Genomic DNA, 26,865 nt, shown 5'->3' on the forward strand with positions numbered 1-26,865 from the left:
TTACCGAGGGAGCCCCACAGAGATGCGGGGCTCCCTCGGCGTTACTGCACATCCGAGGAAGCGAGCTTGATGAACTGCTCCAGGACCTCTCGTGCCTGTGCGCCGACGGCACTCAGCTCTGTCCTGTCGGATGCCTTATGCAAGGCGGACGTCAGGTCGTAGGCATCTTGCGCGGTGTCGATCAGTGTCCGGGCGCTCGCTATGAGCTGGACCCGGAACAGCGCGTGGAGGGCGATCCCGCGCAGCCGGTAGGCCTCTGTACGAGCTTCGATGAACGCGGAGCCGTCTGGATCCTCGTTTCTGCGGTGCCAGCGATCTTGTTGCCCTCGTCGGAACTCTGTCAGCGCTCCAGCGAAGTCGCTGTAGACGGTCATCCGGTCGGAGCGGAGTTGTTGCTGAGCCGCGAACAGTTGGTCTTGAGCGGACGCTTTGCGCTGAAAGGCGTGCGTGACGGTAGAGCCCAGCAAGGTCCCCGCAATGGCGATCAAAGCCGAGATGACAACATCCACGGAAGCAGAACATCACAAGATCGTCTGCGTGCCCAGGTCCATAATGAGCCTTGCTCGGGACTCCCGAAAGGGGGTCTGGCCTGCGAAGAGGCTCGCCAAGATCATTACGTCGTCATTACGTGATCACTGACATGGGCCTGCATCGAGCGGCGTCCGCCTGCACATGCAAAAAGACCCCGCACTCAGCGTCTCCGCTGGTCACGGGGTCTTGGCACACTTACACAGTGTGCCCCCGGCAGGATTCGAACCTGCGCACACGGCTCCGGAGGCCGTTGCTCTATCCCCTGAGCTACGGGGGCGTGTCGGTCGCGGTGGGTGTTGCTCGCGGCGACGGGTAGAACACTACCAGCTTGCCCGGGGTGGTCATGAACGGGTTTTGGCGGGTCGTCGGCCCCGTCGTGAGGGGCGTTGTCCCCCGCACGGGGTGGAAGTGGGGAAAACCCGGACGCGGTGGCCGGTGCCGACCTACTCTCGAGTTGTGCCTAGGGCGTCTGGCCGGGTTCTTGTTGTGGACGACAACAAGGTCATCCGGCAGCTGATCAGGGTCAATCTCGAGCTGGAGGGCTTCGAGGTCGTGACCGCGGGCGATGGTGCCGAGTGTCTGGAAGTCGTCCATCAGGTGCTGCCCGATGTCGTGACGCTGGACGTGGTCATGCCCCGGCTGGACGGGCTCGGGACCGTTGCCCGGCTGCGCGCCGATCCGCGTACCCGGGACCTGCCGATCGCGATCGTCAGCGCTTCCACACCGTACGAGGTCGAGGCGGGGTTCGCCGCCGGCGCCGACGCCTTTCTGTCCAAGCCCTTCGAGCCCGCCGAGCTCATCGGTCTCGTACGGCAGTTGGTCGAGCGGAAGGCCAGGGGGGTCGGGGTGGCTTCGCCGGGCTTCGGGGTGCCGCCGGTGCTCGGGCGGGCGGGAGAGAGTGAGTCGCCCGCTCAGGCTTGACCCGGGGGCGGCTGCGGCAGTGGCGTCCATATCGCGGGACTGTGGGAAACCGGGTCGCCTTCCCGGGCCCCTCCTCCCATACGCTTGACCCGTGACCCCCGTAGAGCTCTCCCGCACCGTGTTGTACGCGGTGCGTCGCGCTGTGGACGCGGGGGAGCTGAGCGTGGCCGTACCGGCGCGGGCCGTGGTGACGCCGCCGGGGCCGGGGGGATGCGGCGACTACGCCACCAACATCGCTCTGCAGCTGGCCCGGCCTGCCGGGACGACGCCGCGGCGAGTGGCCGAGGTGCTGCGGCACCGGCTCGTGGAGGTCGGGGGAATCGCCGACGTCGTTCTTACCGGGCCCGGGTTCATCAACATCTGTCTCGATGACGACGGCGGTGCCGCCGGTGCCGGGATCGTGGCCGGGGTGCTGCGGCGCGGGGACCGGTACGGGTACGCCGAGACGGCCGACGGAGCTGTCGTGCAGGTGCACTGTGCGGATGAGCTGCGGGCCGTTGTCGTGGGGGAGACCGTCGGGCGGCTGTTGCGGGCTCAGGGTGTTCGGGTGCGGACCAGTGCTGCCGGGAGGGTCGACCCCCTTTGGGCGGACGTCCTGGGGGTGCGGGTCGAGGCGGCCGGGGGTGCGCCCGTCGAGGGGGCAGTGCGGGTGCGGCCCGTGCCCGTCGTCGATGTCGACGGCGTCCTCGCGCTCGGGCGTGACGCCGGGCGCTGGGCGTTGCTCCGTCCCGCCGGGCACGATCGCGTCCGGGGCGGGGAGGAGTGGCTCGTTCAGCGGGAGAGCAATTCGTTGTTCCGGGTTCGGTATGCCCATGCCCGGACTCGTGCTCTCCACCGCAATGCTGCCGACCTCGGGTTTTCCGCCGAGCCCGGGCCCCTTGCCGATGCCGGTGGCGGTGCCGATACCGGTGGCGAGCGGGCCGTGCTGAGCCTCCTCAGCGATCATCCCCGCGTTCTCGCCGCCGCCGCCGAACACCGTGCCCCCGACCGGCTCGCCCGGCATCTCGTCGCCGTCGCCGATGCCGTGCTGCCCCTCCTGCCCGGCGTGCTGCCGCGCGGTGGGGAGAAACCCTCGGCCGCCCACCGTGCCCGGCTGGCGCTTGCCGAAGCCGTCGGGGCGGTGCTGGCCGGCGGCCTGTCCCTGCTCGGTATCGACGCACCCGACCACCTCTGAGAGAGCACCAAGAGCTATGAGCCGTTCCGCACACCCCGCCGGGCCCCGCCACGCCGACGTCCTGCCCGAAGGGCACTACTCCGCCCCGGCGGACGACCTGAACGCCCTCGACCCGAAGGTCTGGGCCCATACCGTCGGGCGGGACGCCGACGGCGTCGTCACCGTGGGCGGGATCGCCGTCACACAGCTTGCCGAGGAGTACGGGACGCCCGCCTACATCCTCGACGAGGCCGACTTCCGGGACCGGGCGCGGGCCTGGCGCACCGCCTTCGGGGCCGACGCCGACGTCTTCTATGCCGGCAAGGCCTTCCTGTCGCGTGCCGTCGTGCGGTGGCTGGACGAGGAAGGGCTCAACCTCGACGTGTGCTCGGGGGGTGAGCTGGCCACCGCGCTGTCCGCGGGGATGCCCGCCGAGCGGATCGCCTTCCACGGCAACAACAAGTCGCCGGAGGAGATCGAGCGCGCCGTGCGGGCCGGGGTCGGGCGGATCGTGCTCGACTCCTTCCAGGAGATCGTTCGGGTCGCTCACATCGCCGAGTCGCTGGGCAAGCGGCAGCCCGTGCAGATCAGGATCACGGTCGGGGTCGAGGCGCACACCCATGAGTTCATCGCCACCGCCCACGAGGACCAGAAGTTCGGGATTCCGCTGGCCGGCGGGCAGGCCGCGGAGGCTGTGCGGCGGGCGTTGCAGCTCGACGGGCTCGACGTGATCGGGATCCACTCGCACATCGGGTCGCAGATCTTCGACATGTCCGGGTTCGAGGTCGCCGCGCACCGGGTGGTGGGGCTGCTCAAGGACATCCGTGACGAGCACGGGGTCGAGCTGCCGGAGATCGATCTGGGGGGCGGGCTCGGGATCGCGTACACCAGCGACGACGATCCCCGTGAGCCGCACGAGATCGCCAAGGCGTTGAGCGAGATCGTGACGCGGGAGTGCGAGGGGGCGCGGCTGCGTACGCCGCGGATCTCCGTGGAGCCGGGTCGGGCCGTCGTCGGGCCGACCGCGTTCACGCTGTACGAGGTGGGGACCGTGAAGGCGCTGGAGGGGCTGCGGACGTATGTCTCCGTGGACGGCGGGATGTCGGACAACATCCGGACCGCGTTGTACGACGCCGAGTACAGCGTCGCCCTCGTCTCCCGCACGTCCGACGCCGAGCCGATGCTCGTGCGTGTCGTCGGCAAGCACTGCGAGAGCGGGGACATCGTGGTCAAGGACGCCTTCCTGCCGGGCGACCTGGCACCCGGTGACCTCATCGCCGTACCGGCGACCGGGGCGTACTGCCGTTCCATGGCCAGCAACTACAACCACGCGCTGCGGCCGCCCGTCGTCGCCGTCCGGGACGGTGCGGCGCGGGTCATCGTGCGGCGGGAGACCGAGGAGGACCTGCTGCGGCTCGATGTCGGGTGAGCAGCCGGTGGGAGGGGGAGGGGCGGTGGCGGGAGATCTTCCCGTCGCCGGGCCCGCGAAAATGAAATATACGTCTCATGATGCGGACTAATGGTAGGAAATCACGTCCGGTGCGTGAGACTGGTCGAACCGTAGACGGTAGAGGAAACGAGGTCGGATGATGCGTACGCGTCCGCTGAAGGTGGCGCTGCTGGGCTGTGGAGTGGTCGGCTCAGAGGTGGCGCGCATCATGACGACGCACGCCGCCGACCTCGCCGCCCGCATCGGGGCCCCCGTGGAGCTCGCCGGAGTCGCCGTACGGCGGCCGGACAAGGTCCGGGAGGGGATTGATCCCGCGCTCGTGACCACGGACGCCACCGCGCTCGTCAAGCAGGGGGACATCGACGTCGTCGTCGAGGTCATCGGGGGGATCGAGCCCGCTCGTACGCTCATCACCACCGCCTTCGCGCACGGCGCGTCCGTCGTCTCCGCCAACAAGGCGCTCATCGCCCAGGACGGCGCAGCCCTGCACGCCGCCGCCGACGAGCACGGCAGGGACCTCTACTACGAGGCCGCCGTCGCCGGTGCCATCCCGCTGATCCGGCCGCTGCGCGAGTCGCTCGCCGGCGACAAGGTCAACCGGGTGCTCGGGATCGTCAACGGGACGACCAACTTCATCCTCGACGCGATGGACACCACCGGGGCCGGGTACCAGGAGGCGCTGGACGAGGCGACCGCCCTCGGGTACGCCGAGGCCGACCCGACCGCCGACGTCGAGGGCTTCGACGCCGCCGCCAAGGCCGCCATCCTCGCCGGGATCGCCTTCCACACGCGCGTACGCCTCGACGACGTGCACCGCGAGGGCATGACCGAGGTCACCGCCGCAGACTTCGCCTCCGCCAAGGAGATGGGCTGCACCATCAAGCTGCTCGCCATCTGCGAGCGGGCGGCGGACGGGGCGTCGGTCACCGCGCGGGTGCATCCCGCGATGATTCCGCTCAGCCATCCGCTGGCCGGCGTGCGCGAGGCCTACAACGCCGTGTTCGTCGAGTCCGAGGCCTCCGGACAGCTGATGTTCTACGGGCCCGGGGCCGGCGGTTCGCCGACCGCGTCCGCGGTCCTCGGCGACCTCGTGGCCGTGTGCCGCAACCGGCTCGCCGGCGCCACCGGGCCCGGCGAGTCCGCGTACGCCGCACTGCCCGTCTCGCCGATGGGCGACGTCGTCACGCGCTACCACATCAGCCTCGACGTGGCCGACAAACCGGGTGTGCTCGCCCAGGTCGCGACCGTGTTCGCGGAGCACGGTGTCTCCATCGACACCGTGCGGCAGTCCGGCAAGGACGGCGAGGCCTCCCTCGTCGTCGTCACCCACCGCGCGTCCGACGCCGCCCTCGGCGGTACCGTCGAGGCGCTGCGCAAGCTCGACACCGTGCGGGGTGTCGCCAGCATCATGCGGGTTGAAGGAGAGTAACCAGCAATGACCCACCAGTGGCGCGGAATCATCGAGGAGTACCGGGACCGGCTGCCCGTCTCCGACAGCACGCCCGTCGTGACGCTCCGTGAGGGCGGCACCCCGCTCGTGCCCGCGCAGGTGCTCTCCGAGCGCACCGGCTGCGAGGTCCACCTCAAGGTCGAGGGAGCGAACCCGACCGGGTCCTTCAAGGACCGCGGCATGACCATGGCCATCAGCAGGGCCAAGGAGGAGGGCGCACAGGCTGTCATCTGCGCGTCCACCGGGAACACGTCCGCCTCCGCCGCCGCCTACGGCGTGCGCGCGGGCATGGTGTCCGCCGTCCTCGTGCCGCAGGGCAAGATCGCCCTCGGCAAGATGGGCCAGGCCCTCGTGCACGGCGCGAAGATCCTCCAGGTCGACGGCAACTTCGACGACTGCCTCACCCTCGCCCGTGCGCTCAGCGACAACTACCCCGTGGCGCTGGTCAATTCGGTGAATCCCGTGCGGATCGAGGGGCAGAAGACGGCTGCCTTCGAGATCGTGGACATGCTCGGGGACGCTCCCGACATCCACGTCCTCCCGGTCGGCAACGCGGGCAACATCACCGCGTACTGGAAGGGGTACCGGGAGTACGCCGACGACGGGGTCAGCACCAAGCGGCCGCGGATGTGGGGGTTCCAGGCCTCCGGCAGCGCCCCGATCGTGCGCGGCGAGGTCGTCAAGGACCCCTCGACCATCGCCACCGCCATCCGCATCGGCAACCCCGCCTCGTGGGACCTCGCGCTCGCCGCGCGGGACGAGTCGGGCGGTGCCGTCGACGAGGTGACGGACCGTGAGATCCTGCGCGCCTACCGGCTGTTGGCCTCCCAGGAGGGCGTCTTCGTGGAGCCCGCGTCCGCCGCGTCGGTGGCCGGTCTGCTGAAGGCGGCCGAGCAGGGCAAGGTGGACCCGGGACAGCGCATCGTGTGCACCGTGACCGGTAACGGGCTCAAGGACCCGGACTGGGCCGTCGCCGGCGCTCCGCAGCCGGTCACCGTCCCGGTCGACGCGGCGACGGCGGCCGAGCGGCTCGGTCTGGTCTGATCAGCCGGTTCGGTCCCGGTCTGAACGGCTCGGTCCGGCTGGTCCGTCCGGTCCGGGCGGGGCGTCTCCCACCGGCGTACGAGGGCGTAAGCGACGTCCGGGCGGGCAAGTGACGTGTAGGGGGTGCACAGGGGGCTTACGACACGCATCGTGCGCCGCCTGTGCGCCCTATGTCGCCACAGAACCTTCCTTCGATAGGCTGTACCTAACCCGCCTGCCGCATATGCCGCGGTGCCGCGCCGTCTCCGCGGTGTTACCACGGTGGTGCCTTCGCGGTCGGAAGGCGGCCGCGCAGGCGGTCGGCGGCGGTCGGCCGTTGGGCAGACAGCGGCGAAGCCGGTGTTCCGTACGTCATCGAATTCATTCGACGATCTCGACGGTCCTGACCGTCTTGACGATTCCGACCACTCGCCACTTGCCACCCGCCACTCGCCACAGTCCTTCCGACACCTGCCGCACCTACCGCACCTGTCCCGCATCCAGGCCCTTCCCGCAGTTCAGAGTTCTACAGTTCGACAGTCACCGCAGCTCAAGGAGAGTCATCGAGCGATGGCCGGTCCAGCGTTCCGCGCCGCCGCCGTCAGGGTGCGCGTCCCCGCCACCAGCGCCAACCTCGGCCCGGGCTTCGACGCCCTCGGCCTCGCGCTGGGGCTGTACGACGACGTGGTCGTCCGGGTGGCCGACTCCGGACTGCACGTCGACATCGCGGGTGAGGGCAGCGAGACCCTCCCGCGCGACGAGAAACACCTCCTCGTCCGCTCCCTGCGCACCGCCTTCGACCTGCTGGGCGGGCAGCCGCGCGGCCTGGAGATCGTCTGCGCCAACCGCATCCCGCACGGCCGCGGCCTCGGCTCCTCCTCCGCCGCCATCTGCGCCGGCATCGTCGCCGCGCGCGCCGTGACCATAGGCGGCGAGGCACGCCTCGACGATGCCGCGCTGCTCGACCTCGCCACCGAGATCGAGGGCCACCCCGACAACGTCGCGGCCTGTCTGCTGGGCGGGTTCACCCTGTCCTGGATGGACTCCGGCGCCGCCCGGGCGATCAGGATGGACCCCGCCGATTCCATCGTTCCGGTGGTTTTCGTACCCGGAAAGCCGGTACTGACCGAGACCGCGCGCGGACTGCTCCCGCGCCAGGTCCCGCACGTCGACGCCGCCGCCAACGCGGGCCGCGCCGCACTGCTCGTCGAGGCCCTCACCCGGCGCCCCGAGCTGCTGCTGCCGGCCACCGAGGACCGCCTGCACCAGGAGTACCGCGCACCGGCCATGCCGGAGAGCGCGGCGCTGGTGGAACGGCTGCGCGGCGACGGCATCCCCGCGGTGATCTCGGGTGCCGGACCCACGGTGATGGCACTGGCCGACGCCGGCACGGCCGACAAGGTCGAGGCGCTGGCCGGAACGGACTGGGCGGCCAACCGGCTGAGCCTGGACCAGCAGGGCGCGAGTGTGCTGCCCCTGGCGACCTCCAGCGACATTTGAGACGCGCAGGGTTGCCGTAATTCGAGAGGGGGAATGTTTGTTGGATCCGGTAGTGTTAACCTCAAGTCTGCACCCGACCCCACCATGGCGAGGTGCCTCGTGTCCCCGTCCGGGACAGACATCCTTCCGGGAGCCCCCCAAGCCGCATTGTGTAGTGGATGCCGTACGTGATCTGCACGGCCTGCACGGACACTGAGCGGCCCGACGGGCACGCTTCGGAACCGGTGCGACCACGCCGCGTGACACGGACACTGGGTGCCACGGCCAGGGGGCGCGCCATCACCAGATATCTCTTCCGCCGTTCAGGCGGACCACCGCCCCGGCACGGTTCGCACAGCAAGGACCGAAGCCGGACAGCACAACCGGTCGCCGAGCCAGACAGGCCGACGTCCGCTCCAGGGAAGGACCCTTCGTGAGCGACACCACCGATCTGATGGGCGCACGTGTCGAGGAGACCGCTGCCGCGCCCGCCACGGACGCCTCCGCGCCTGCCACCGGTGCCGGCTCCCGGCGGCGCCGCGGTACCGGCCTCGAGGGCATGGTGCTGGCCGAGCTGCAGCAGGTCGCATCCGGCCTCGGCATCAGGGGCACCGCGCGCATGCGCAAGAGCCAGCTGATCGAGGTCATCAAGGAGGCGCAGGCCGCGGGGGGAACCCCCGCCAAGGCCGCGCCCGCCGCGGACACCGCCGGCGAGACCAAGCCGAAGCGCCGCAGCACCTCCCGTTCCCGTACGGGCGACGACGCCCCCGCCGAGAAGGCCGAGCGGGCGGAGAAGGCCGGCAAGGCCGAGAAGAAGGCGGACACCGCCGAGGCCGACAAGTCCGCCGCCCAGCAGCAGATCGAGATCCCCGGGCAGCCGTCCGCCAAGGTCCCCGCCGACGGGCAGGCCGGTGACGACGCCCCCGCCGAGCGCCGTCGCCGCCGGGCCACCGCCGGTGCGGGCAGCCCCGCGGGCGAGACGGCGGCCGCCGAGACCCGCGGCGAGCAGAAGGCCGCCGCGTCGGGCCAGCAGCAGTCCCCGTCGCAGGGCGGCCAGCAGCAGTCACAGGGCGGCCACCAGCAGGGCCAGGGCGACGGCCGTGCCGACGGCGACGGCGGCGAGGGCCGCCGCCGCGACCGCCGGGACCGGGGCGACCGCGGACGCGACCGCGACCGCCGGGGCAAGGGCGACGACCAGCAGAACCAGGGCGGCGGCGGTCAGCGCCAGCAGCAGGGCGGCGGCCGCCAGGACCGCCAGCAGGACGACGGCTACGACGACGACGGCGGCGGCCGCCGCGGACGCCGGGGCCGCTACCGGGACCGCCGGGGCCGCCGCGGCCGCGACGACATCCAGGAGCCGCAGATCAACGAGGACGACGTCCTCATCCCGGTCGCCGGCATCCTCGACATCCTCGACAACTACGCGTTCATCCGGACCTCCGGCTACCTGCCCGGCCCCAACGACGTGTACGTCTCCCTCGCCCAGGTCCGCAAGAACGGCCTGCGCAAGGGCGACCACCTCACCGGTGCCGTGCGCCAGCCCAAGGAGGGCGAGCGCCGCGAGAAGTTCAACGCGCTGGTGCGCCTGGACTCGGTCAACGGCATGGCACCCGAACACGGCCGCGGACGCCCTGAGTTCAACAAGCTGACGCCGCTGTACCCGCAGGACCGCCTCCGCCTGGAGACGGACCCCGGCGTCCTCACCACCCGCATCATCGACCTGGTCGCGCCCATCGGTAAGGGCCAGCGCGGACTGATCGTGGCCCCGCCGAAGACCGGCAAGACCATGATCATGCAGGCGATCGCCAACGCGATCACGCACAACAACCCCGAGTGCCACCTGATGGTCGTCCTGGTCGACGAGCGTCCGGAAGAGGTCACCGACATGCAGCGCTCGGTCAAGGGCGAGGTCATCTCCTCGACCTTCGACCGCCCGGCCGAGGACCACACCACGGTCGCCGAGCTGGCCATCGAGCGCGCCAAGCGCCTGGTGGAGCTGGGCCACGACGTCGTCGTACTGCTCGACTCGATCACGCGTCTGGGCCGTGCGTACAACCTCGCCGCCCCGGCCTCCGGCCGCATCCTGTCCGGTGGTGTCGACTCGACGGCCCTGTACCCGCCGAAGCGCTTCTTCGGTGCGGCCCGCAACATCGAGGACGGCGGTTCGCTGACCATCCTCGCCACCGCCCTGGTGGACACCGGGTCCCGCATGGACGAGGTCATCTTCGAGGAGTTCAAGGGCACCGGCAACGCCGAGCTCAAGCTCGACCGGAAGCTCGCCGACAAGCGCATCTTCCCCGCGGTGGACGTCGACGCGTCCGGCACCCGCAAGGAGGAGATCCTGCTCGGCAACGAGGAGCTGGCCGTCACCTGGAAGCTGCGCCGGGTGCTGCACGCCCTCGACCAGCAGCAGGCGATCGAACTGCTCCTCGACAAGATGAAGCAGACCAAGTCGAACGTCGAGTTCCTCATGCAGATCCAGAAGACGACCCCGACGCCCGGCAACGGCGACTGACGTCCTCGCCCGCACGATTGAGCTCCGCTCACTCGGATCAGGAACCGCCCCGTCGCACACGCGACGGGGCGGTCCCCTTTTCCGCCCGTTCCACCGTTTTCCACCGGCTCCGTCGTCAACCCCGTCGTCAACGGTTCCGTGGGGGCCGGTTCTGTGCGCTCCCTGTGCGCCGGCGGCCCCGGGCTGCGCCGGGCGGCGCGATTTGTGCCACAGCCGCCGACCTCGCCGACGCCTGCGACGGCCCCCGCCCGGCCGGGCGAAACCCCAGGTCGCCGCCCCGACGGCACTCTCGCTCGTCACAAAGAGTGACCGATGTGGTACGTATCGGACACGCTCCGTTGTGCAACCCTGGCCCGAGTTCCGCCGTCCTCGTCACGGAGGGACGATGGTGAGGTACCGGCGGAAACCCGCCGGAGCCACCGACCCGACCCCGACCGCAGGGGGTAGCCGACCGGACGAACACCGAGGAGCCCATGTCAGCCGAGAGCACGCCGGAACCCTCGATACCCGACCCCGGCCAGTCCGGCACCACCGGACCCGGCCGCCGGGGCAGAGGACGCCGCCGCAGGCCCAGAACGGGCCGCCGCAAGGCCCTGCTCGTCGCGGCCTGGAGCGCCGCCGGCATCGTGGTCCTGGGCGGCAGCGGCGCCGGAGTCCTGTACTTCAAGCTCAACGGCAACCTCACGAGCATCGACATCGACCAGGCACTCGGCGCCGACCGGCCGAAGAAGGCCGACAACGGCTCCGAGAACATCCTGGTCCTCGGCTCCGACACCCGCGCCGGCGGCAACAAGCAGCTCGGCGGCGGCACCGACGACGGCACCGCCCGCTCGGACACCGCGATGGTCGTGCACGTCCACAAGGGCCACAAGAAGGCCAGCGTGGTCTCCATCCCGCGCGACACCCTCGTCGACCGGCCCGAGTGCACCGACACCGACGGCGGCGAGCACCCCGCGGCCCGGGGCGTCATGTTCAACTCCGCCTACTCCACCGGCGGCGCCGCCTGCGCCGTGAAGACCGTCGAGTCGGTCAGCGGCCTGCGCATGGACCACTACCTGGAGGTCGACTTCAGCGGCTTCCAGCACCTCGTGGACGACCTCGGCGGCGTCGAGGTCACCACCACCGAGGACATCGACGACCCCGACAGCCACCTCGACCTCACGGCCGGCACCCACCGGCTCGACGGCGAGCAGGCCCTCGGCCTGGTCCGCACCCGGCACGGCGTCGGCGACGGCTCCGACCTCGGCCGCATCCAGCTCCAGCAGGCCTTCGTCAAGGCCCTGGCCCACCAGGTCCAGAACGTCGGCCTGCTCGGCAACCCGAAGAAGCTGTACGACATCGCCGACACCGCCACCAAGACCGTCACCACCGACTCCGACCTGGGCTCGGTCAACTCCCTGATGTCCTTCGCGAGCGGCCTCAAGGGCATCGGCCCGGAGGGCATGCACATGGTCACCATGCCGGTGGCCTACGACCCCGCCGACCCCAACCGGGTCCTGGTCGAGAAGACCAAGGCCGACCAGGTGTGGACGGCCCTGAAGAACGACCGGCCGATCCCCGCGAGCGCCACCGAGGGCAACGCCGCCGGCGGGGCCGGAGGAGTCGTCGACACGGGGGGCCGGGAGCCGGAGCGGGCGGCGACGCAGACGCCGTGACGCGTCCGGAACGGATCCGGAATAGATCACGGCCGCCCCCGGTTTTGGGGAGTGGCCCCAGTCCTGGCAGACTGGTACGTCGGCTCCGGTTCACGCTCCCGCACCCCGCGGCTGCGACCCGGCGCCCTCCCGGAACAGTAGGAGACACCTTGAAGCGCGACATCCACCCCGAGTACGTCGAGACGCAGGTCAGCTGCACCTGCGGCGCGTCGTTCACCACCCGCAGCACCATCGACTCCGGCACCATCCGGGCCGAGGTCTGCTCCGAGTGCCACCCGTTCTACACGGGCAAGCAGAAGATCCTCGACACCGGTGGCCGCGTGGCCCGCTTCGAGGCCCGCTTCGGCAAGGCTGCCGCAGGCTCCAAGAAGTAGCGAGCCCCCAACCGCCGGTCCACGGCCGCATCCCCTGACCGGGGAGCGCCGGGACCGGCGTTTTTGGTCGCCCGCCTTCCCCTTCCAAGCAGTAAGCAGGAGCCCAAGATGTTCGAGGCCGTCGAGGAACTCGTCGCCGAGCACGCCGACCTGGAGAAGAAGCTCGCCGACCCGTCGGTCTTCGCCGACCAGGCGAACGCGCGCAGGCTGAACAAGCGGTACGCCGAGCTGACCCCGATCGTCGCCACGTTCCGCTCCTGGAAGCAGACGGGCGACGACATCGACACCGCGCGCGAACTGGCCGCCGACGACCCGGACTTCGCCGCCGAGGTCAAGGAGCTGGACAAGCAGCGCGACGAGCTCACCGAGAAGCTGCGCCTGCTGCTCGTGCCGCGCGACCCCAGCGACGACAAGGACGTCATCCTCGAGATCAAGGCGGGCGCGGGCGGCGACGAGTCGGCCCTGTTCGCCGGGGACCTGCTGCGCATGTACCTGCGGTACGCGGAGCGGATCGGCTGGAAGACCGAGATCATCGACTCCACCGAGTCCGAGCTGGGCGGCTACAAGGACGTCCAGGTCGCCGTGAAGACCAAGGGCGGCCAGGGCGCCACGGAACCCGGGCACGGTGTCTGGGCCCGGCTGAAGTACGAGGGCGGCGTGCACCGTGTGCAGCGCGTGCCCGCGACCGAGTCGCAGGGCCGGATCCACACCTCCGCGGCCGGCGTGCTGGTCACGCCCGAGGCCGAGGAGATCGACGTCGAGATCAACCCCAACGACCTGCGCATCGACGTCTACCGCTCCTCCGGACCCGGCGGCCAGTCCGTCAACACCACCGACTCCGCCGTGCGCATCACGCACGTCCCCACCGGAGTCGTCGCCTCCTGCCAGAACGAGAAGAGCCAGCTGCAGAACAAGGAGCAGGCGATGCGTATCCTGCGCTCCAGGCTGCTCGCGGCGGCACAGGAGGAGGCGGAGAAGGAGGCCGCGGACGCCCGGCGCAGCCAGGTCCGCACCGTCGACCGCTCCGAGAAGATCCGCACGTACAACTTCCCGGAGAACCGCATCTCGGACCATCGCGTCGGCTTCAAGGCGTACAACCTGGACCAGGTCCTGGACGGCGACCTCGACTCGGTGATCCAGGCGTGCGTCGACGCGGACTCGGCCGCCAAGCTCGCCGCCGCGTAGCCCAAGCAGCAGCAGCCGCAGCCGCACTCGGCCGCCCGCAGCACCCGCCCGTAGAACCCGTAGAACCGTAGAAGCCGCACCCGTCCGCCCGTACCGGACGAACCGCCCAGCCCCCGGAGGACCAGCGTGAACCTGCTGCTCGCGGAGGTGGCCCAGGCCACCCAGCGGCTGGCCGACGCCGGCGTGCCCTCGCCGCGCACCGACGCGGAGGAGCTCGCCGCGCATCTCCACGGCGTCAAGCGGAGCGAGCTGCACACCGTGCCGGACGCGGACTTCGACGCCCGGTACTGGGAGGTCGTCGCCCGCCGCGAGGCGCGCGAGCCGCTCCAGCACATCACCGGCCGCGCCTACTTCCGCTACCTGGAGCTCCAGGTAGGCCCCGGCGTCTTCGTGCCCCGCCCCGAGACCGAGTCGGTCGTCGGCTGGGCCATAGACGCGGTGCGCGCCATGGACGTCGTCGAACCCTGCATCGTCGACCTGTGCACCGGCTCCGGCGCCATCGCGCTCGCGCTGGCCCAGGAGGTGCCCCGCTCGCGCGTGCACGCCGTGGAGCTGTCCGAGGACGCCCTCAAGTGGACGCGGAAGAACACGGAGGGGTCCAGGGTCGACCTGCGGCAGGGAGACGCCCTGACGGCCTTCCCCGACCTCGACGGACAGGTCGACCTCGTGGTCTCCAACCCGCCGTACATCCCGCTCACCGAATGGGAGTACGTCGCCCCCGAGGCCCGCGACCACGATCCGCAGCTCGCCCTGTTCTCCGGCGAGGACGGCCTCGACCTCATCCGCGGCCTGGAACGCACCGCGCACCGCCTGCTGCGCCCCGGCGGCGTCGTCGTCGTCGAGCACGCCGACACCCAGGGCGGCCAGGTGCCGTGGATCTTCACCGAGGAGCGGGGCTGGGCCGACGCGGCCGACCACCCCGACCTCAACAACCGCCCCAGGTTCGCGACCGCCCGCAAGGCGCTGCCGTGAGCCCCCGCACCCCGCTCACTCCGACCCCGCAGTACGTGTACGAGGAGGCCCGCTAATGGCACGGCGATACGACACCAACGACGCGACCGACCGTGTGACCGGTCTGCGCGAGGCCGCGTCCGCCGTCCGCCGTGGCGAGCTCGTGGTGCTCCCGACCGACACCGTGTACGGCATCGGCGCCGACGCCTTCACCGCGGAGGCCGTCGGTGACCTGCTGGAGGCCAAGGGACGCGGCCGCAACATGCCCTCCCCGGTCCTCATCGGCTCGCCGAACACCCTGCACGGCCTGGTCACGGACTTCTCCGAGATGGCCTGGGAACTGGTCGACGCCTTCTGGCCGGGCGCGCTGACGCTGGTCGCCAGGCACCAGCCGTCCCTGCAGTGGGACCTCGGCGAGACCCGCGGCACGGTCGCCGTGCGCATGCCGCTGCACCCCGTCGCCATCGAGCTGCTCACCGAGGTCGGCCCCATGGCCGTCTCCTCCGCCAACCTGACCGGCCACCCGGCGCCGGAGGACTGCGACGCCGCCCAGCAGATGCTCGGCGACTCCGTCTCCGTCTACCTCGACGGCGGCCCCACCCCGGCCAACGTCCCGTCGTCCATCGTCGACGTCACCCGCGAGGTGCCCGTACTGCTGCGCGCGGGCGCCCTGTCGGCGGAGGAGCTGCGAAAGGTAGTACCCGACCTCGAGGTGGCGAATTGACGGCCCCTGGGACGGGGCGTGGCATAGGCAACGGGGAACGTGCCGCGGAGATCACGACGACGTTCGTCGGACTTCCGCGCGACAGCTTCCGCATCCTCCACGTCAGCACCGGCAACGTCTGCCGCTCGCCGATCACCGAGCGGCTGACCCGGCATTTCGTGACGGAGCGGCTCGGTGTGCTCGGCGGCGGCCTGATCGTGGAGAGCGCGGGCACCTGGGGCCACGAGGGCGCCCCCATGGAGGCCAACGCCGAGACGGTCCTCGCGGACTTCGGCGCCGACCCGGCCGGTTTCACCGGGCGCGAGCTGCTCGACGAGCACGTGATCCGCGCCGACCTGGTGCTCACCGCGACGCGGGACCACCGGGCGCAGGTCATCTCCATGGGCCACTCGGCCGGCCTGCGGACCTTCACCCTCAAGGAGTTCACCCGGCTGGTGAACGCCATCGACCCGGCGACCCTGCCGCCCCTGGAGGACGGCCTGGTCACCCGCGCCCGCGCCCTGGTCCGCGCCGCCGCCGCGCTGCGCGGCTGGCTCCTGGCCCCCACGGTCGACGCCGACGAGGTCTACGACCCGTACGGCGCACCGCTGCCCTTCTTCCGCTCGGTCGGCGACGAGATACACCAGGCCCTGGACCCGGTCGTGACGGCCCTGACGGGGGTCCCGGCCCGGGCGTAGCGGGGCGCTCCGCGGGTTCCCGGGGGTCCTGGGCGCCTAAGGGTCCTGGGCCCTCGCCCGGCCTCGCCGGTGGCGGTCGGCGCAAGGCGCCCGGTGCCCGGTGCCTTCGACGGTGCTCGGCTCTTGGACGGTGCTCGGCGTCGCGGTGAGTGCTCGGCGTTGCGGTGGCCGTCGGCCGGGGCGGTGCCCGGCGTCGGGGGCCGTGCCCACCCGTCCCGCCCTGCGGGACGACTGCCCACGGCGGGGGCGTGGCGGTCGCCCACGGCGGGGTGGAGCGGGGACGCGGGGCGTGGCGGCTGCCTGCGGGGTGTGCGTGCCGGGCGTTCCCGGGCCGTCCGGCCTACATTGGTCGTACGTCACCGTCGACGCACGCCCGGAGCGCACCATGTCGGTCACCCACGACGTCCTCGAGGCCGATGCCGATGTCCTGAGCCGCCAGGACCCCGAGCTGGCCGAGATCCTCTTCGCCGAACGCCGCCGGCAGTCGACGACCCTCCAGCTGATCGCCGCCGAGAACTTCACGTCCCCGGCCGTCCTCGCCGCCCTCGGCTCCCCGCTGGCCAACAAGTACGCCGAGGGCTATCCCGGCGCCCGGCACCACGGCGGCTGCGAGATCGTGGACGTCGCCGAGCGGCTCGCCGTGGAGCGGGCCCAGGACCTCTTCGGCGCCGAGCACGCCAACGTGCAGTCCCACTCCGGCTCCTCCGCCGTGCTGGCGGCGTACGCGGCCCTGCTGCGCCCCGGTGACACCGTGCTCGCCCTCGGCCTGCCCCACGGCGGGCACCTCACCCACGGCTCGCCCGCCAACTTCTCCGGCCGCTGGTTCGACTTCGTCGGCTACGGCGTCGACGCCGAGACCGGCCTCGTCGACCACGACCAGGTGCGCACCCTGGCCCGTGCCCGCCGGCCCAAGGCGATCGTGTGCGGCTCCATCGCCTACCCGCGCCACCTCGACTACGCCTTCTTCCGCGAGGTCGCCGACGAGGTGGGCGCCTACCTCGTCGCGGACGCCGCCCACCCGATCGGCCTCGTCGCCGGGGGAGCGGCGCCCAGCCCGGTGCCGTACGCGGACATCGTCTGCGCGACCACGCACAAGGTGCTGCGCGGGCCGCGCGGCGGCATGGTGCTGTGCGGGAGCGAACTGGCCGAGCGGGTGGACCGGGCCGTGTTCCCCTTCACGCAGGGCGGGGCGCAGATGCACACCATCGCCGCCAAGGCCGTCGCGTTCGGAGAGGCGTCGGCCCCGGCCTTCGCCGCGTACGCCCGCCAGGTGGTCGCCAACGCCCGGACCCTGGCCGCGCGGCTCGCGGACGCAGGCCTGGTGGTGACCACCGGTGGCACCGACACCCACCTGATCACCGCCGACCCCGCCCCGCTCGGCGTCGACGGCCGCACCGCGCGGAGCCGGCTGGCCGCCGCCGGGATCGTGCTCGACTGCTGCCCGCTGCCGCACGCGGACGCCCGCGGGCTGCGCCTGGGCACGGCCGCGGTCACCACGCAGGGCATGGGGGAGCGGGAGATGGAGGCGGTGGCCGCGCTGCTCACGGGGGTGCTGCGGGGCACCACCGAACCGGGCCCGGCGCGGGACGACGTACGCTCGCTGGTCGCGGAGTTCCCGCCGTATCCGGACTGAGACGGGGTAGACGCCCGGCAGATGCACAGCCGCACAGCCACACGTGCAACCATCGTCGCTACCCGGAAGTCCTCAACCGTATGCGCGCACCGTCTGCGTGCATCGCTAGGGTGTGGGGCTGAGGATGGCCAGCGAGACCTGTGGGGAAGCCCGTGCGTGAATACCTGCTGACGCTCTGCATCACGGCCGCGGTGACGTATCTGCTGACAGGGCCGGTACGGAAGTTCGCGATCGTGGCCGGAGCGATGCCGGAGATCCGGGCACGTGACGTGCACCGGGAACCCACTCCGCGGCTCGGCGGTATCGCCATGTTCTTCGGCCTGTGCGCGGGCCTGCTGGTCGCCGACCACCTCACCAACCTCAGTGAGGTCTTCGAGACGTCCAACGAGCCCCGCGCACTGCTCTCCGGCGCGGCCCTGATCTGGCTGATCGGCGTCCTGGACGACAAGTTCGAGATCGACGCCCTGATCAAGCTGGGCGGCCAGATGATCGCCGCCGGCGTCATGGTGGTGCAGGGGCTGACCATCCTGTGGATCCCGGTGCCGGGCGTCGGCACGGTGGCGCTCACCCAGTGGCAGGGCACCCTGCTGACGGTGGCGCTGGTCGTCATCACCATCAACGCGGTCAACTTCGTGGACGGTCTCGACGGTCTCGCGGCGGGCATGGTGTGCATCGCGGCAGCCGCGTTCTTCATGTACTCCTACCGGATCTGGTACTCGTACGGCATCGAGGCGGCAGCGCCCGCCTCGCTGTTCGCGGCCATCCTGATGGGCATGTGCCTGGGCTTCCTGCCGCACAACATGCACCCCGCCCGGATCTTCATGGGCGACTCCGGCTCGATGCTGATCGGGCTCGTGCTCGCGGCCGGCGCCATCTCCGTGACCGGGCAGGTCGACCCGGACCTGATGAACCTGTGGACCGGTTCCGAGCGCAACGCGGTGCACCAGATGGTGCCCGTCTACATCCCGCTCGTGATGCCGCTGACCATCATCGCCATCCCGGCCGCCGACCTGGTCCTCGCCATCGTCCGGCGCACCTGGCGCGGCCAGTCGCCGTTCGCCGCGGACCGGGGGCACCTGCACCACCGGCTCCTCGAGATCGGGCACTCGCACAGCCGCGCGGTGCTGATCATGTACTTCTTCTCGGCGCTGATCGCCTTCGGCGCGCTCGCCTACTCCGTGAACGCCGCGTCCATGTGGATCGTCCTCGGCGTCGTCGCCCTCAGCGCCATCGGCCTGGTGCTGCTCCTGCTGCCGCGCTTCACGCCGCGCGCCCCGCGCTGGGCCGAGTCGTTCGTGCCGCCCCGCTACCGGCGCCGCCGCAGGACGGCCCGGACCGGGGTCCGGGAGCCGGCCGCGGGCGCGCAGGAGGCGGACGGAGACGCCGAGGAGCGGGTGCCGGTGGCCGCGGGGGTCTCGGGAGTCAACGGGGCGACGGCCGTCGGACCCCGTTCGCGCACAAGGTAAGAATCTGACTAGAGCATTGCCAAGTCGTGGGGGAACGAACTCCCCCAATACCAGACAAGTGGGTGCAGTAATTGCTCAGGCGCGCACTGTCACTCTCATGTGTGACGGCCAGCACACCCACAGGTAAAGGTCTCATCAAATAGTTTGTGATACGGTTCACGAGTATCCCGGGGGCCGCTGAAGGACCGTACTGCGACGGTCTCTTGGCGTGAGGACCTCACTCGGCCCGGGACTACGCTCGTCCATGACGACACCTACCCCCTGTGTGTGAAAGCGGAGTTGCCGCCATGCCGTCCAATGACGCCCGGACCCTGCTTCAGGCTGCCGTGCCCACGGCCGCCGTCGGCGCTGTCGCCGCCGTGATCAGTGCCGTGGTCGCGGGTGGCAAGGGGGCGTTGGGTGCTGTCGTCGCGACGCTGGTGGCGATGCTTTTCATGGGGATCGGTCTCTATGTCCTGCAGCGCACCGCCAAATCGCTTCCGCACCTTTTCCAGGCGATGGGCCTGATGCTCTACGCGGCGCAGATCCTGCTGCTGTTCGTCTTCCTCGCCGCGTTCAAGAACACGACGCTGTTCAACCCCCGGTCCTTCGCGATCACTTTGGTCGTCGTCACGCTCGCGTGGATCGCCGCGCAGACGCGGGCGCACATGAAGGCCAAGATTCTCTACGTCGAACCCGAGTCGTCGAGCGAGAAGCCCGAGAAGACGGGCCACTCGTCGTGAGGGGTAGGGCCGGGATAAAGAGGCATGTGAAGTCCTGCTATCGTCCGGTGCCAACTGCGGCATCGCGGGCGCGGGCATCCGAGCCGACGCCTGCACGAGCGCGAGGCAAGATGCCCCACAGCCGCCCCCACATCCGTAACACCAGTCCCGTGCCGAACTGCGGCCCCGCGCCGCGCCGACACAACGAGGTTGCCGTACCCATGCGCCACGATGAAGGAGCCCGCGGTGAGTGCTGACCCGACGCAGGTGCTCGCCTTCGAGACCGACTGCCACATTTTCGACGGGTGTGGCTTCCCGGCTCCCGGCCTGCACTCGTTCCTCTTCGAGCCGCTCTGGGGCAACGCAGACGGCAACGGCCTGTACTTCAACAAGCCGATGCTGCTGGCTCTGCTCGGTTCGTTCATCATCGTGGGCTTCTTCTGGGCCGCCTTCAACAAGCCGAAGGTCGTCCCGGGCAAGCTCCAGATGGTCGCCGAGTCCGGCTACGACTTCATCCGCCGCGGCGTGGTCTACGAGACGATCGGCAAGAAGGAAGGCGAGAAGTACGTCCCGCTCGTCGTGACGCTCTTCTTCTTCGTCTGGATGATGAACCTCTGGTCGATCATCCCGGTCGCCCAGTTCCCGGTCACCTCGATCATCGCCTACCCGATGGTCCTGGCCCTGATCGTCTACGTCCTGTGGGTCTCGCTCACCTTCAAGCGCCACGGCTTCGTCGGCTTCTTCAAGAACGTCACCGGCTACGACAAGTCCCTCGGCGCGGTCCTGCCGCTGTCGATGACCATCGAGTTCTTCTCGAACCTGCTGGTCCGCCCCTTCACGCACGCCGTCCGGCTCTTCGCCAACATGTTCGCCGGCCACACGCTGCTGCTGCTCTTCACGATCGCCAGCTGGTACCTGCTGAACGGCATCGGCTTCGCCTACGCGGGCGTCTCGTTCGTGATGACGCTCATCATGACGGCCTTCGAGCTCTTCATCCAGGCCGTGCAGGCGTACGTGTTCGTTCTGCTGACCTGCACCTACATCCAGGGCGCGCTCGCCGAGAACCACTGAGTCCCCGCCCGGCCTCACCCCCCAGCCGTCCGGTGGCCAACCCCCACCGGTCCGTAAAGAAAAGGAAGAACCGGCATGTCCCAGACCCTTGCTGCCGTTGATGGTTCGCTCAGCTCCGTCGGGTACGGCCTGGCCGCCATTGGCCCCGGCGTCGGCGTCGGCATCATCTTCGGTAACGGCACCCAGGCCCTCGCCCGCCAGCCCGAGGCGGCCGGCCTGATCCGCGCCAACCAGATCCTCGGCTTCGCCTTCTGTGAGGCGCTCGCCCTCATCGGTCTCGTCATGCCCTTCGTCTACTAAGACGAAGACCGACGACCGACCCTTTCGACGAAAGGCATTGATGTGACTTCCGCCCTGGTTTTCCTGGCGGCTGAGGGTGAGAAGGAGAACCCCCTCATCCCGCCGTGGCCGGAGCTCGTCATCGGCCTGATCGCCTTCGTCATCGTCTTCGGCTTCCTCGCCAAGAAGCTCCTCCCGAACATCAACAAGGTTCTGGAAGAGCGCCGCGAGGCCATCGAGGGCGGTATCGAGAAGGCCGAGGCCGCGCAGACCGAGGCCCAGAGCGTCCTCGAGCAGTACAAGGCGCAGCTCGCCGAGGCCCGGCACGAGGCCGCGCGCCTGCGTCAGGAGGCGCAGGAACAGGGCGCCACGCTCATCGCCGAGATGCGCGCGGAAGGCCAGCGGCAGCGTGAGGAGATCATCGCCGCCGGTCACGCCCAGATCCAGGCCGACCGCAAGGCCGCAGCGTCCGCGCTGCGCCAGGACGTCGGACAGCTGGCCACTCAGCTGGCCGGCAAGCTGGTCGGGGAGTCCCTCGAGGACCACGCCCGCCAGAGCCGTGTGATCGACCGCTTCCTGGACGAGCTGGACGACAAGGCGACGACGGCAGAGGCAACCCGATGAGTGGGATGCACGGAGCGAGCCGCGAGGCTCTTGCCGCCGCACGCGAGCGTCTCGACGCGCTGACGGACTCCACGTCCGTGGACGCCGGCTCGCTCGCCGACGAGCTGGCCGCCGTCACCGCGCTGCTCGACCGCGAGGTGTCGCTGCGTCGGGTCCTCACCGACCCGGCGCAGTCCGGCGAGGCCAAGGCCGAGCTCGCCCAGCGCCTCCTCGGCACCCAGGTCAGCGGCACCGCCGCCGACGTGGTGGCCGGCCTGGTGCGCACCCGCTGGTCGCAGTCGCGCGACCTCGTGGACGCACTGGAGGAGCTGGCGAACACCGCCGACCTCACCGCCGCCCAGAAGCGGGGCCGGCTCGACAGCGTCGAGGACGAGCTGTTCCGGTTCGGCCGGATCGTCTCCTCGAACACCGAGCTGCGCGCCGCGCTGACCAACCGGTCGGCCACCGCGGCGGCCAAGGGCGAGCTGCTGCGCGGCCTGCTCGGCGGCCGTGCGGAGCGGACCACCGAGCGGCTGGTGACGCGCCTTGTCACCGCGCCGCGGGGACGTAGCCTGGAGTCGGGACTCGAATCCCTGTCCAAGCTCGCCGCCGAGCGGCGGGACCGGATGGTCGCCGTCGTCACCTCGGCGGTGCCGCTCAGCGACACGCAGAAGCAGCGCCTCGGCGCGGCCCTCGCGAAGGTCTACGGCCGGCCGATGCACCTCAACCTCGACGTCGACCCCGAGGTCGTCGGCGGGATCCGGGTGCAGGTCGGTGACGAGGTCATCAACGGCTCCATCGCGGACCGCCTGGAGGACGCCGGCCGCCGGCTGGCGAGCTGACGCCCCGCGACAAGAGCCAGCGACAAGAGCAGCGAAAACAGCACAGCAAGCAGTACGTACTTACGACGGCCCTGGTTGGGCCGTGCAGAGGATTCACCTCTTACTGGGGGGAGTCCCGAAACGTGGAATACCCCCCAAGTGAAACTTCGGGCCCAACAAGGAGAGCAGGGAACTCAGATGGCGGAGCTCACGATCCGGCCGGAGGAGATCCGGGACGCGCTGGAGAACTTCGTCCAGTCGTACAAGCCGGACGCGGCCTCGCGCGAGGAGGTCGGTACGGTCACCCTGGCCGGTGACGGCATCGCGAAGGTCGAGGGTCTGCCCTCGGCCATGGCCAACGAGCTGCTGAAGTTCGAGGACGGCACCCTCGGCCTCGCCCTCAACCTCGAGGAGCGCGAGATCGGTGCCATCGTCCTCGGTGAGTTCAGCGGCATCGAGGAGGGCCAGCCGGTCAGCCGTACCGGCGAGGTCCTGTCGGTCGCCGTGGGCGAGGGCTACCTCGGCCGCGTCGTCGACCCCCTCGGCAACCCGATCGACGGCCTCGGCGAGATCGAGACCGAGGGCCGCCGTGCCCTCGAACTGCAGGCCCCCACGGTCATGCAGCGCAAGTCGGTGCACGAGCCGATGGAGACGGGCTACAAGGCCGTCGACGCCATGACCCCGATCGGCCGCGGTCAGCGCCAGCTGGTCATCGGCGACCGCCAGACCGGCAAGACCGCCCTGGCCGTCGACACGATCATCAACCAGCGCGACAACTGGCGCACCGGCGACCCGAACAAGCAGGTCCGCTGCATCTACGTCGCCATCGGCCAGAAGGGCTCCACCATCGCGTCCGTGCGCGGCGCGCTGGAGGAGAACGGCGCGCTGGAGTACACGACCATCGTGGCCGCCCCCGCGTCCGACCCGGCCGGCTTCAAGTACCTGGCGCCGTACACCGGCTCGGCCATCGGCCAGCAGTGGATGTACGAGGGCAAGCACGTCCTGATCATCTTCGACGACCTGTCGAAGCAGGCCGACGCCTACCGCGCCGTGTCGCTGCTGCTGCGCCGCCCGCCGGGCCGCGAGGCCTACCCGGGCGACGTCTTCTACCTGCACTCCCGTCTGCTGGAGCGCTGCGCCAAGCTCTCCGACGCCGAGGGCGCCGGTTCGATGACCGGTCTGCCGATCGTCGAGACCAAGGCCAACGACGTCTCGGCGTTCATCCCGACCAACGTCATCTCCATCACCGACGGCCAGTGCTTCCTGGAGTCCGACCTGTTCAACGCCGGTCAGCGCCCGGCCCTGAACGTCGGTATCTCGGTCTCCCGCGTCGGTGGCTCCGCCCAGCACAAGGCGATGCGCCAGGTCTCCGGCCGACTGCGCGTGGACCTCGCCCAGTACCGCGAGCTGGAGGCGTTCGCCGCCTTCGGTTCCGACCTGGACGCGGCCTCGAAGGCGCAGCTGGAGCGCGGTCAGCGCATGGTCGAGCTGCTGAAGCAGAACCAGTACGAGCCGATGGCCACCGAGGACCAGGTCGTCTCCGTCTGGGCCGGTACCAACGGCAAGATGGACGAGGTGCCGGTCGCCGACATCAGCCGCTTCGAGAAGGAGCTGCTCGAGTACCTGCACCGCCAGGAGCAGGGCCTGATGACCTCCATCAAGGAGGGCGCCAAGATGTCGAACGACACCATCCAGGCCATCGACGACGCCGTCGCCGCGTTCAAGAAGCAGTTCGAGACCTCGGACGGCAAGCTGCTCGGCGAGGACGCCCCGTCCGCCGCCAAGTGACGTAAGGAAGGGACCTGACTCATGGGAGCCCAGCTCCGGGTCTACAAGCGTCGCATCCGATCCGTCACCGCGACCAAGAAGATCACCAAGGCGATGGAGATGATCGCCGCCTCGCGTGTCGTCAAGGCGCAGCGCAAGGTGGCGGCCTCCACGCCGTACGCGCGGGAGCTCACCCGCGCGGTCACGGCGGTCGGTACCGGGTCGAACACGAAGCACCCGCTCACCACGGAGGCCGAGAACCCGTCCCGCGCCGCGGTCCTGCTCTGCACGAGCGACCGCGGTCTGGCCGGCGCCTTCAACTCCAACGCCATCAAGGCGGCGGAGCAGCTGACCGAGCGCCTCGAGCGCGAGGGCCGGCAGGTCGACACGTACATCGTCGGCCGGCGCGGTCTGGCCCACTACAACTTCCGCGAGCGCAAGGTCGTGGAGTCGTTCGCGGGCTTCACCGACGAGCCCTCGTACGCGGACGCCAAGAAGGTCGCGGCACCGCTGATCGAGGCCATCGAGAAGGACACGGCCGAGGGCGGCGTGGACGAGCTCCACATCGTCTACACCGAGTTCGTCTCGATGATGACGCAGACGGCGGTCGACTCCCGGCTGCTGCCGCTGAGCCTCGACGAGGTGGCCGACGAGTCGGGAGCGAAGGACGAGATCCTTCCGCTGTACGACTTCGAGCCGTCGGCGGAGGACGTCCTCGACGCCCTGCTGCCGCGCTACGTCGAAAGCCGCATCTACAACGCGCTGCTGCAGTCGGCTGCCTCCAAGCACGCCGCCACGCGGCGCGCGATGAAGTCGGCCACCGACAACGCGGGCGAGCTGATCAACACGCTCTCCCGTCTTGCCAACGCGGCCCGCCAGGCCGAAATCACCCAGGAAATCAGCGAGATCGTCGGTGGCGCCAGTGCCCTGGCCGACGCGAACGCGGGGAGTGACAACTAATGACCACCACTGTTGAGACCGCGACGGCCACGGGCCGCGTCGCCCGGGTCATCGGCCCGGTCGTCGACGTGGAGTTCCCCGTCGACGCGATGCCGGACATCTACAACGCGCTGCACGTCGAGGTGGCCGACCCGGCCAAGGAGGGTGAGCTCAAGACGCTGACCCTCGAGGTCGCCCAGCACCTCGGTGACGGCCTGGTCCGCACCATCTCCATGCAGCCCACCGACGGTCTGGTCCGCCAGGCCGCGGTGACCGACACGGGCGCGGCCATCTCCGTCCCCGTCGGCGACTTCACCAAGGGCAAGGTCTTCAACACCCTGGGTGAGGTCCTCAACGTCGACGAGACCTACGACGGCGAGCGCTGGCCGATCCACCGCAAGGCGCCGAACTTCGACGAGCTCGAGTCGAAGACCGAGATGTTCGAGACCGGCGTCAAGGTCATCGACCTGCTGACCCCGTACGTCAAGGGCGGCAAGATCGGTCTGTTCGGCGGTGCCGGCGTCGGCAAGACGGTGCTCATCCAGGAGATGATCTACCGCGTCGCCAACAACCACGACGGTGTCTCCGTGTTCGCCGGTGTCGGCGAGCGCACCCGTGAGGGCAACGACCTCATCGACGAGATGAGCGAGTCCGGCGTCATCGACAAGACCGCCCTGGTCTTCGGCCAGATGGACGAGCCGCCGGGCACCCGTCTGCGCGTCGCGCTGGCCGGCCTGACCATGGCCGAGTACTTCCGTGACGTCCAGAAGCAGGACGTGCTGTTCTTCATCGACAACATCTTCCGCTTCACGCAGGCCGGTTCCGAGGTGTCGACCCTGCTCGGCCGCATGCCCTCCGCGGTGGGCTACCAGCCGAACCTGGCCGACGAGATGGGCCTCCTCCAGGAGCGCATCACCTCGACCCGCGGTCACTCGATCACCTCGATGCAGGCGATCTACGTCCCCGCGGACGACCTGACCGACCCGGCCCCGGCCACCACCTTCGCCCACCTCGACGCGACGACGGTGCTCTCCCGTCCGATCTCCGAGAAGGGCATCTACCCGGCCGTGGACCCGCTGGACTCGACGTCCCGCATCCTCGACCCGCGGTACATCGCGGCGGAGCACTACCAGGCCGCGATGCGCGTGAAGAACATCCTGCAGAAGTACAAGGACCTGCAGGACATCATCGCGATCCTCGGCATCGACGAGCTGGGCGAAGAGGACAAGCTCGTCGTCCACCGCGCCCGCCGCGTGGAGCGCTTCCTGTCCCAGAACACCCACGTCGCCAAGCAGTTCACCGGCGTCGACGGGTCGGACGTCCCGCTGGACGAGTCGATCGCGGCCTTCAACGCGATCTGCGACGGCGAGTACGACCACTTCCCGGAGCAGGCGTTCTTCATGTGCGGTGGCATCGAGGACCTGAAGAACAACGCCAAGGAGCTGGGCGTCTCCTGAGCCGCGGCTCGCGGTGAGCCCACGGCTCACACCGGAGGGG

24 protein-coding genes and 1 tRNA gene are annotated in these 26,865 nt (G+C 70.3%); 23 read left to right on the forward strand and 2 right to left on the reverse strand.

Translation table 11 applies throughout. The features are described from left to right. Nucleotides 1-41 precede the first annotated feature (41 nt). On the reverse strand, nt 42-509 hold the full coding sequence (gene kilB / locus HZS56_RS03500) for a plasmid transfer protein KilB (RefSeq protein ID WP_216719167.1): 468 nt from the start codon (nt 507-509) through the stop codon (nt 42-44). Between the two features lie 227 nt (nt 510-736). Beyond that, nucleotides 737-808, reverse strand: a tRNA-Arg gene (locus HZS56_RS03505). Nucleotides 809-939: 131 nt separating this feature from the next. Between HZS56_RS03505 and HZS56_RS03510 the strand changes: the two genes are divergently transcribed. The 23 genes from HZS56_RS03510 (at nt 940) to atpD (ending at nt 26,825) form a co-directional block, all read left to right on the forward strand. After that, nucleotides 940-1,452, forward strand: coding sequence for a response regulator (locus tag HZS56_RS03510; protein WP_216719168.1), 513 nt, complete (start codon nt 940-942; stop codon nt 1,450-1,452). A 91-nt stretch (nt 1,453-1,543) separates the two neighbouring features. Beyond that, a complete protein-coding gene (gene nrtL, locus HZS56_RS03515) occupies nt 1,544-2,626 on the forward strand; it encodes an ArgS-related anticodon-binding protein NrtL (RefSeq protein ID WP_216719169.1) in 1,083 nt (360 codons plus the stop codon). 16 nt (nt 2,627-2,642) lie between these two features. Further along, nucleotides 2,643-4,034, forward strand: a complete 1,392-nt coding sequence (gene lysA / locus HZS56_RS03520) for a diaminopimelate decarboxylase (protein ID WP_216719170.1) — start codon at nt 2,643-2,645, stop codon at nt 4,032-4,034. 157 nt (nt 4,035-4,191) lie between these two features. Then, nucleotides 4,192-5,484 (forward strand): homoserine dehydrogenase, encoded by a 1,293-nt coding sequence (locus HZS56_RS03525; RefSeq protein WP_216719171.1) that lies wholly within the window; start codon nt 4,192-4,194, stop codon nt 5,482-5,484. A 6-nt stretch (nt 5,485-5,490) separates the two neighbouring features. Beyond that, the gene (gene thrC / locus HZS56_RS03530) at nt 5,491-6,549 is read left to right on the forward strand and encodes a threonine synthase (RefSeq protein WP_216719172.1); all 1,059 of its coding nucleotides are present in this window, start codon (nt 5,491-5,493) and stop codon (nt 6,547-6,549) included. Between the two features lie 549 nt (nt 6,550-7,098). Beyond that, the gene (gene thrB, locus HZS56_RS03535; protein WP_216719173.1) at nt 7,099-8,028 is read left to right on the forward strand and encodes a homoserine kinase; all 930 of its coding nucleotides are present in this window, start codon (nt 7,099-7,101) and stop codon (nt 8,026-8,028) included. A 412-nt stretch (nt 8,029-8,440) separates the two neighbouring features. Further along, a complete protein-coding gene (gene rho, locus HZS56_RS03540) occupies nt 8,441-10,522 on the forward strand; it encodes a transcription termination factor Rho (RefSeq protein WP_216719174.1) in 2,082 nt (693 codons plus the stop codon). 473 nt (nt 10,523-10,995) lie between these two features. Continuing rightward, nucleotides 10,996-12,177, forward strand: coding sequence for an LCP family protein (locus HZS56_RS03545; protein WP_216719175.1), 1,182 nt, complete (start codon nt 10,996-10,998; stop codon nt 12,175-12,177). A gap of 149 nt (nt 12,178-12,326) precedes the next feature. Next, nucleotides 12,327-12,551, forward strand: coding sequence for a 50S ribosomal protein L31 (gene rpmE, locus HZS56_RS03550; protein WP_018571447.1), 225 nt, complete (start codon nt 12,327-12,329; stop codon nt 12,549-12,551). Between the two features lie 108 nt (nt 12,552-12,659). Beyond that, nucleotides 12,660-13,736 carry a peptide chain release factor 1 gene (gene prfA, locus HZS56_RS03555; RefSeq protein ID WP_216719176.1) on the forward strand — a complete coding sequence of 359 codons (1,077 nt, stop codon included), beginning with the start codon at nt 12,660-12,662 and terminating at the stop codon, nt 13,734-13,736. Nucleotides 13,737-13,862: 126 nt separating this feature from the next. Further along, complete coding sequence (prmC, locus tag HZS56_RS03560; protein WP_216719177.1) at nt 13,863-14,708, forward strand: peptide chain release factor N(5)-glutamine methyltransferase; 846 nt, start codon at nt 13,863-13,865, stop codon at nt 14,706-14,708. Nucleotides 14,709-14,763: 55 nt separating this feature from the next. Beyond that, nucleotides 14,764-15,411 carry an L-threonylcarbamoyladenylate synthase gene (locus tag HZS56_RS03565; RefSeq protein WP_216719178.1) on the forward strand — a complete coding sequence of 216 codons (648 nt, stop codon included), beginning with the start codon at nt 14,764-14,766 and terminating at the stop codon, nt 15,409-15,411. After that, on the forward strand, nt 15,408-16,088 hold the full coding sequence (locus tag HZS56_RS03570) for an arsenate reductase/protein-tyrosine-phosphatase family protein (protein ID WP_216719179.1): 681 nt from the start codon (nt 15,408-15,410) through the stop codon (nt 16,086-16,088). The genes HZS56_RS03565 and HZS56_RS03570 overlap by 4 nt, the downstream gene beginning before the upstream one ends. 385 nt (nt 16,089-16,473) lie before the next feature. Next, nucleotides 16,474-17,721 (forward strand): serine hydroxymethyltransferase, encoded by a 1,248-nt coding sequence (gene glyA, locus HZS56_RS03575; protein WP_216719180.1) that lies wholly within the window; start codon nt 16,474-16,476, stop codon nt 17,719-17,721. Between the two features lie 152 nt (nt 17,722-17,873). Next, nucleotides 17,874-19,187, forward strand: coding sequence for an MraY family glycosyltransferase (locus HZS56_RS03580; RefSeq protein WP_216719181.1), 1,314 nt, complete (start codon nt 17,874-17,876; stop codon nt 19,185-19,187). Between the two features lie 287 nt (nt 19,188-19,474). Further along, the gene (locus HZS56_RS03585) at nt 19,475-19,909 is read left to right on the forward strand and encodes a Cg1360 family ATP-synthase-associated protein (protein WP_216719182.1); all 435 of its coding nucleotides are present in this window, start codon (nt 19,475-19,477) and stop codon (nt 19,907-19,909) included. A 210-nt stretch (nt 19,910-20,119) separates the two neighbouring features. Continuing rightward, complete coding sequence (gene atpB, locus HZS56_RS03590) at nt 20,120-20,959, forward strand: F0F1 ATP synthase subunit A (RefSeq protein WP_042821733.1); 840 nt, start codon at nt 20,120-20,122, stop codon at nt 20,957-20,959. Nucleotides 20,960-21,034: 75 nt separating this feature from the next. After that, nucleotides 21,035-21,259 (forward strand): ATP synthase F0 subunit C, encoded by a 225-nt coding sequence (gene atpE, locus HZS56_RS03595; RefSeq protein WP_007387656.1) that lies wholly within the window; start codon nt 21,035-21,037, stop codon nt 21,257-21,259. A 42-nt stretch (nt 21,260-21,301) separates the two neighbouring features. Beyond that, nucleotides 21,302-21,862: a F0F1 ATP synthase subunit B gene (locus HZS56_RS03600; RefSeq protein WP_007387655.1), complete on the forward strand. Its 561-nt coding sequence runs from the start codon at nt 21,302-21,304 to the stop codon at nt 21,860-21,862. Nucleotides 21,863-21,867: 5 nt separating this feature from the next. Further along, nucleotides 21,868-22,683 (forward strand): F0F1 ATP synthase subunit delta, encoded by an 816-nt coding sequence (locus tag HZS56_RS03605; protein WP_216719243.1) that lies wholly within the window; start codon nt 21,868-21,870, stop codon nt 22,681-22,683. Between the two features lie 177 nt (nt 22,684-22,860). Then, nucleotides 22,861-24,450, forward strand: a complete 1,590-nt coding sequence (gene atpA / locus HZS56_RS03610) for a F0F1 ATP synthase subunit alpha (RefSeq protein ID WP_216719183.1) — start codon at nt 22,861-22,863, stop codon at nt 24,448-24,450. A gap of 21 nt (nt 24,451-24,471) precedes the next feature. After that, a complete protein-coding gene (locus HZS56_RS03615; RefSeq protein ID WP_216719184.1) occupies nt 24,472-25,389 on the forward strand; it encodes a F0F1 ATP synthase subunit gamma in 918 nt (305 codons plus the stop codon). Next, the gene (gene atpD / locus HZS56_RS03620; RefSeq protein WP_216719185.1) at nt 25,389-26,825 is read left to right on the forward strand and encodes a F0F1 ATP synthase subunit beta; all 1,437 of its coding nucleotides are present in this window, start codon (nt 25,389-25,391) and stop codon (nt 26,823-26,825) included. The genes HZS56_RS03615 and atpD overlap by 1 nt, the downstream gene beginning before the upstream one ends. Nucleotides 26,826-26,865 lie beyond the last annotated feature (40 nt).

This window comes from Streptomyces mayonensis (assembly GCF_018982965.1).
In the GTDB taxonomy this organism is placed as follows: Bacteria; Actinomycetota; Actinomycetes; order Streptomycetales; family Streptomycetaceae; genus Streptomyces; species Streptomyces mayonensis.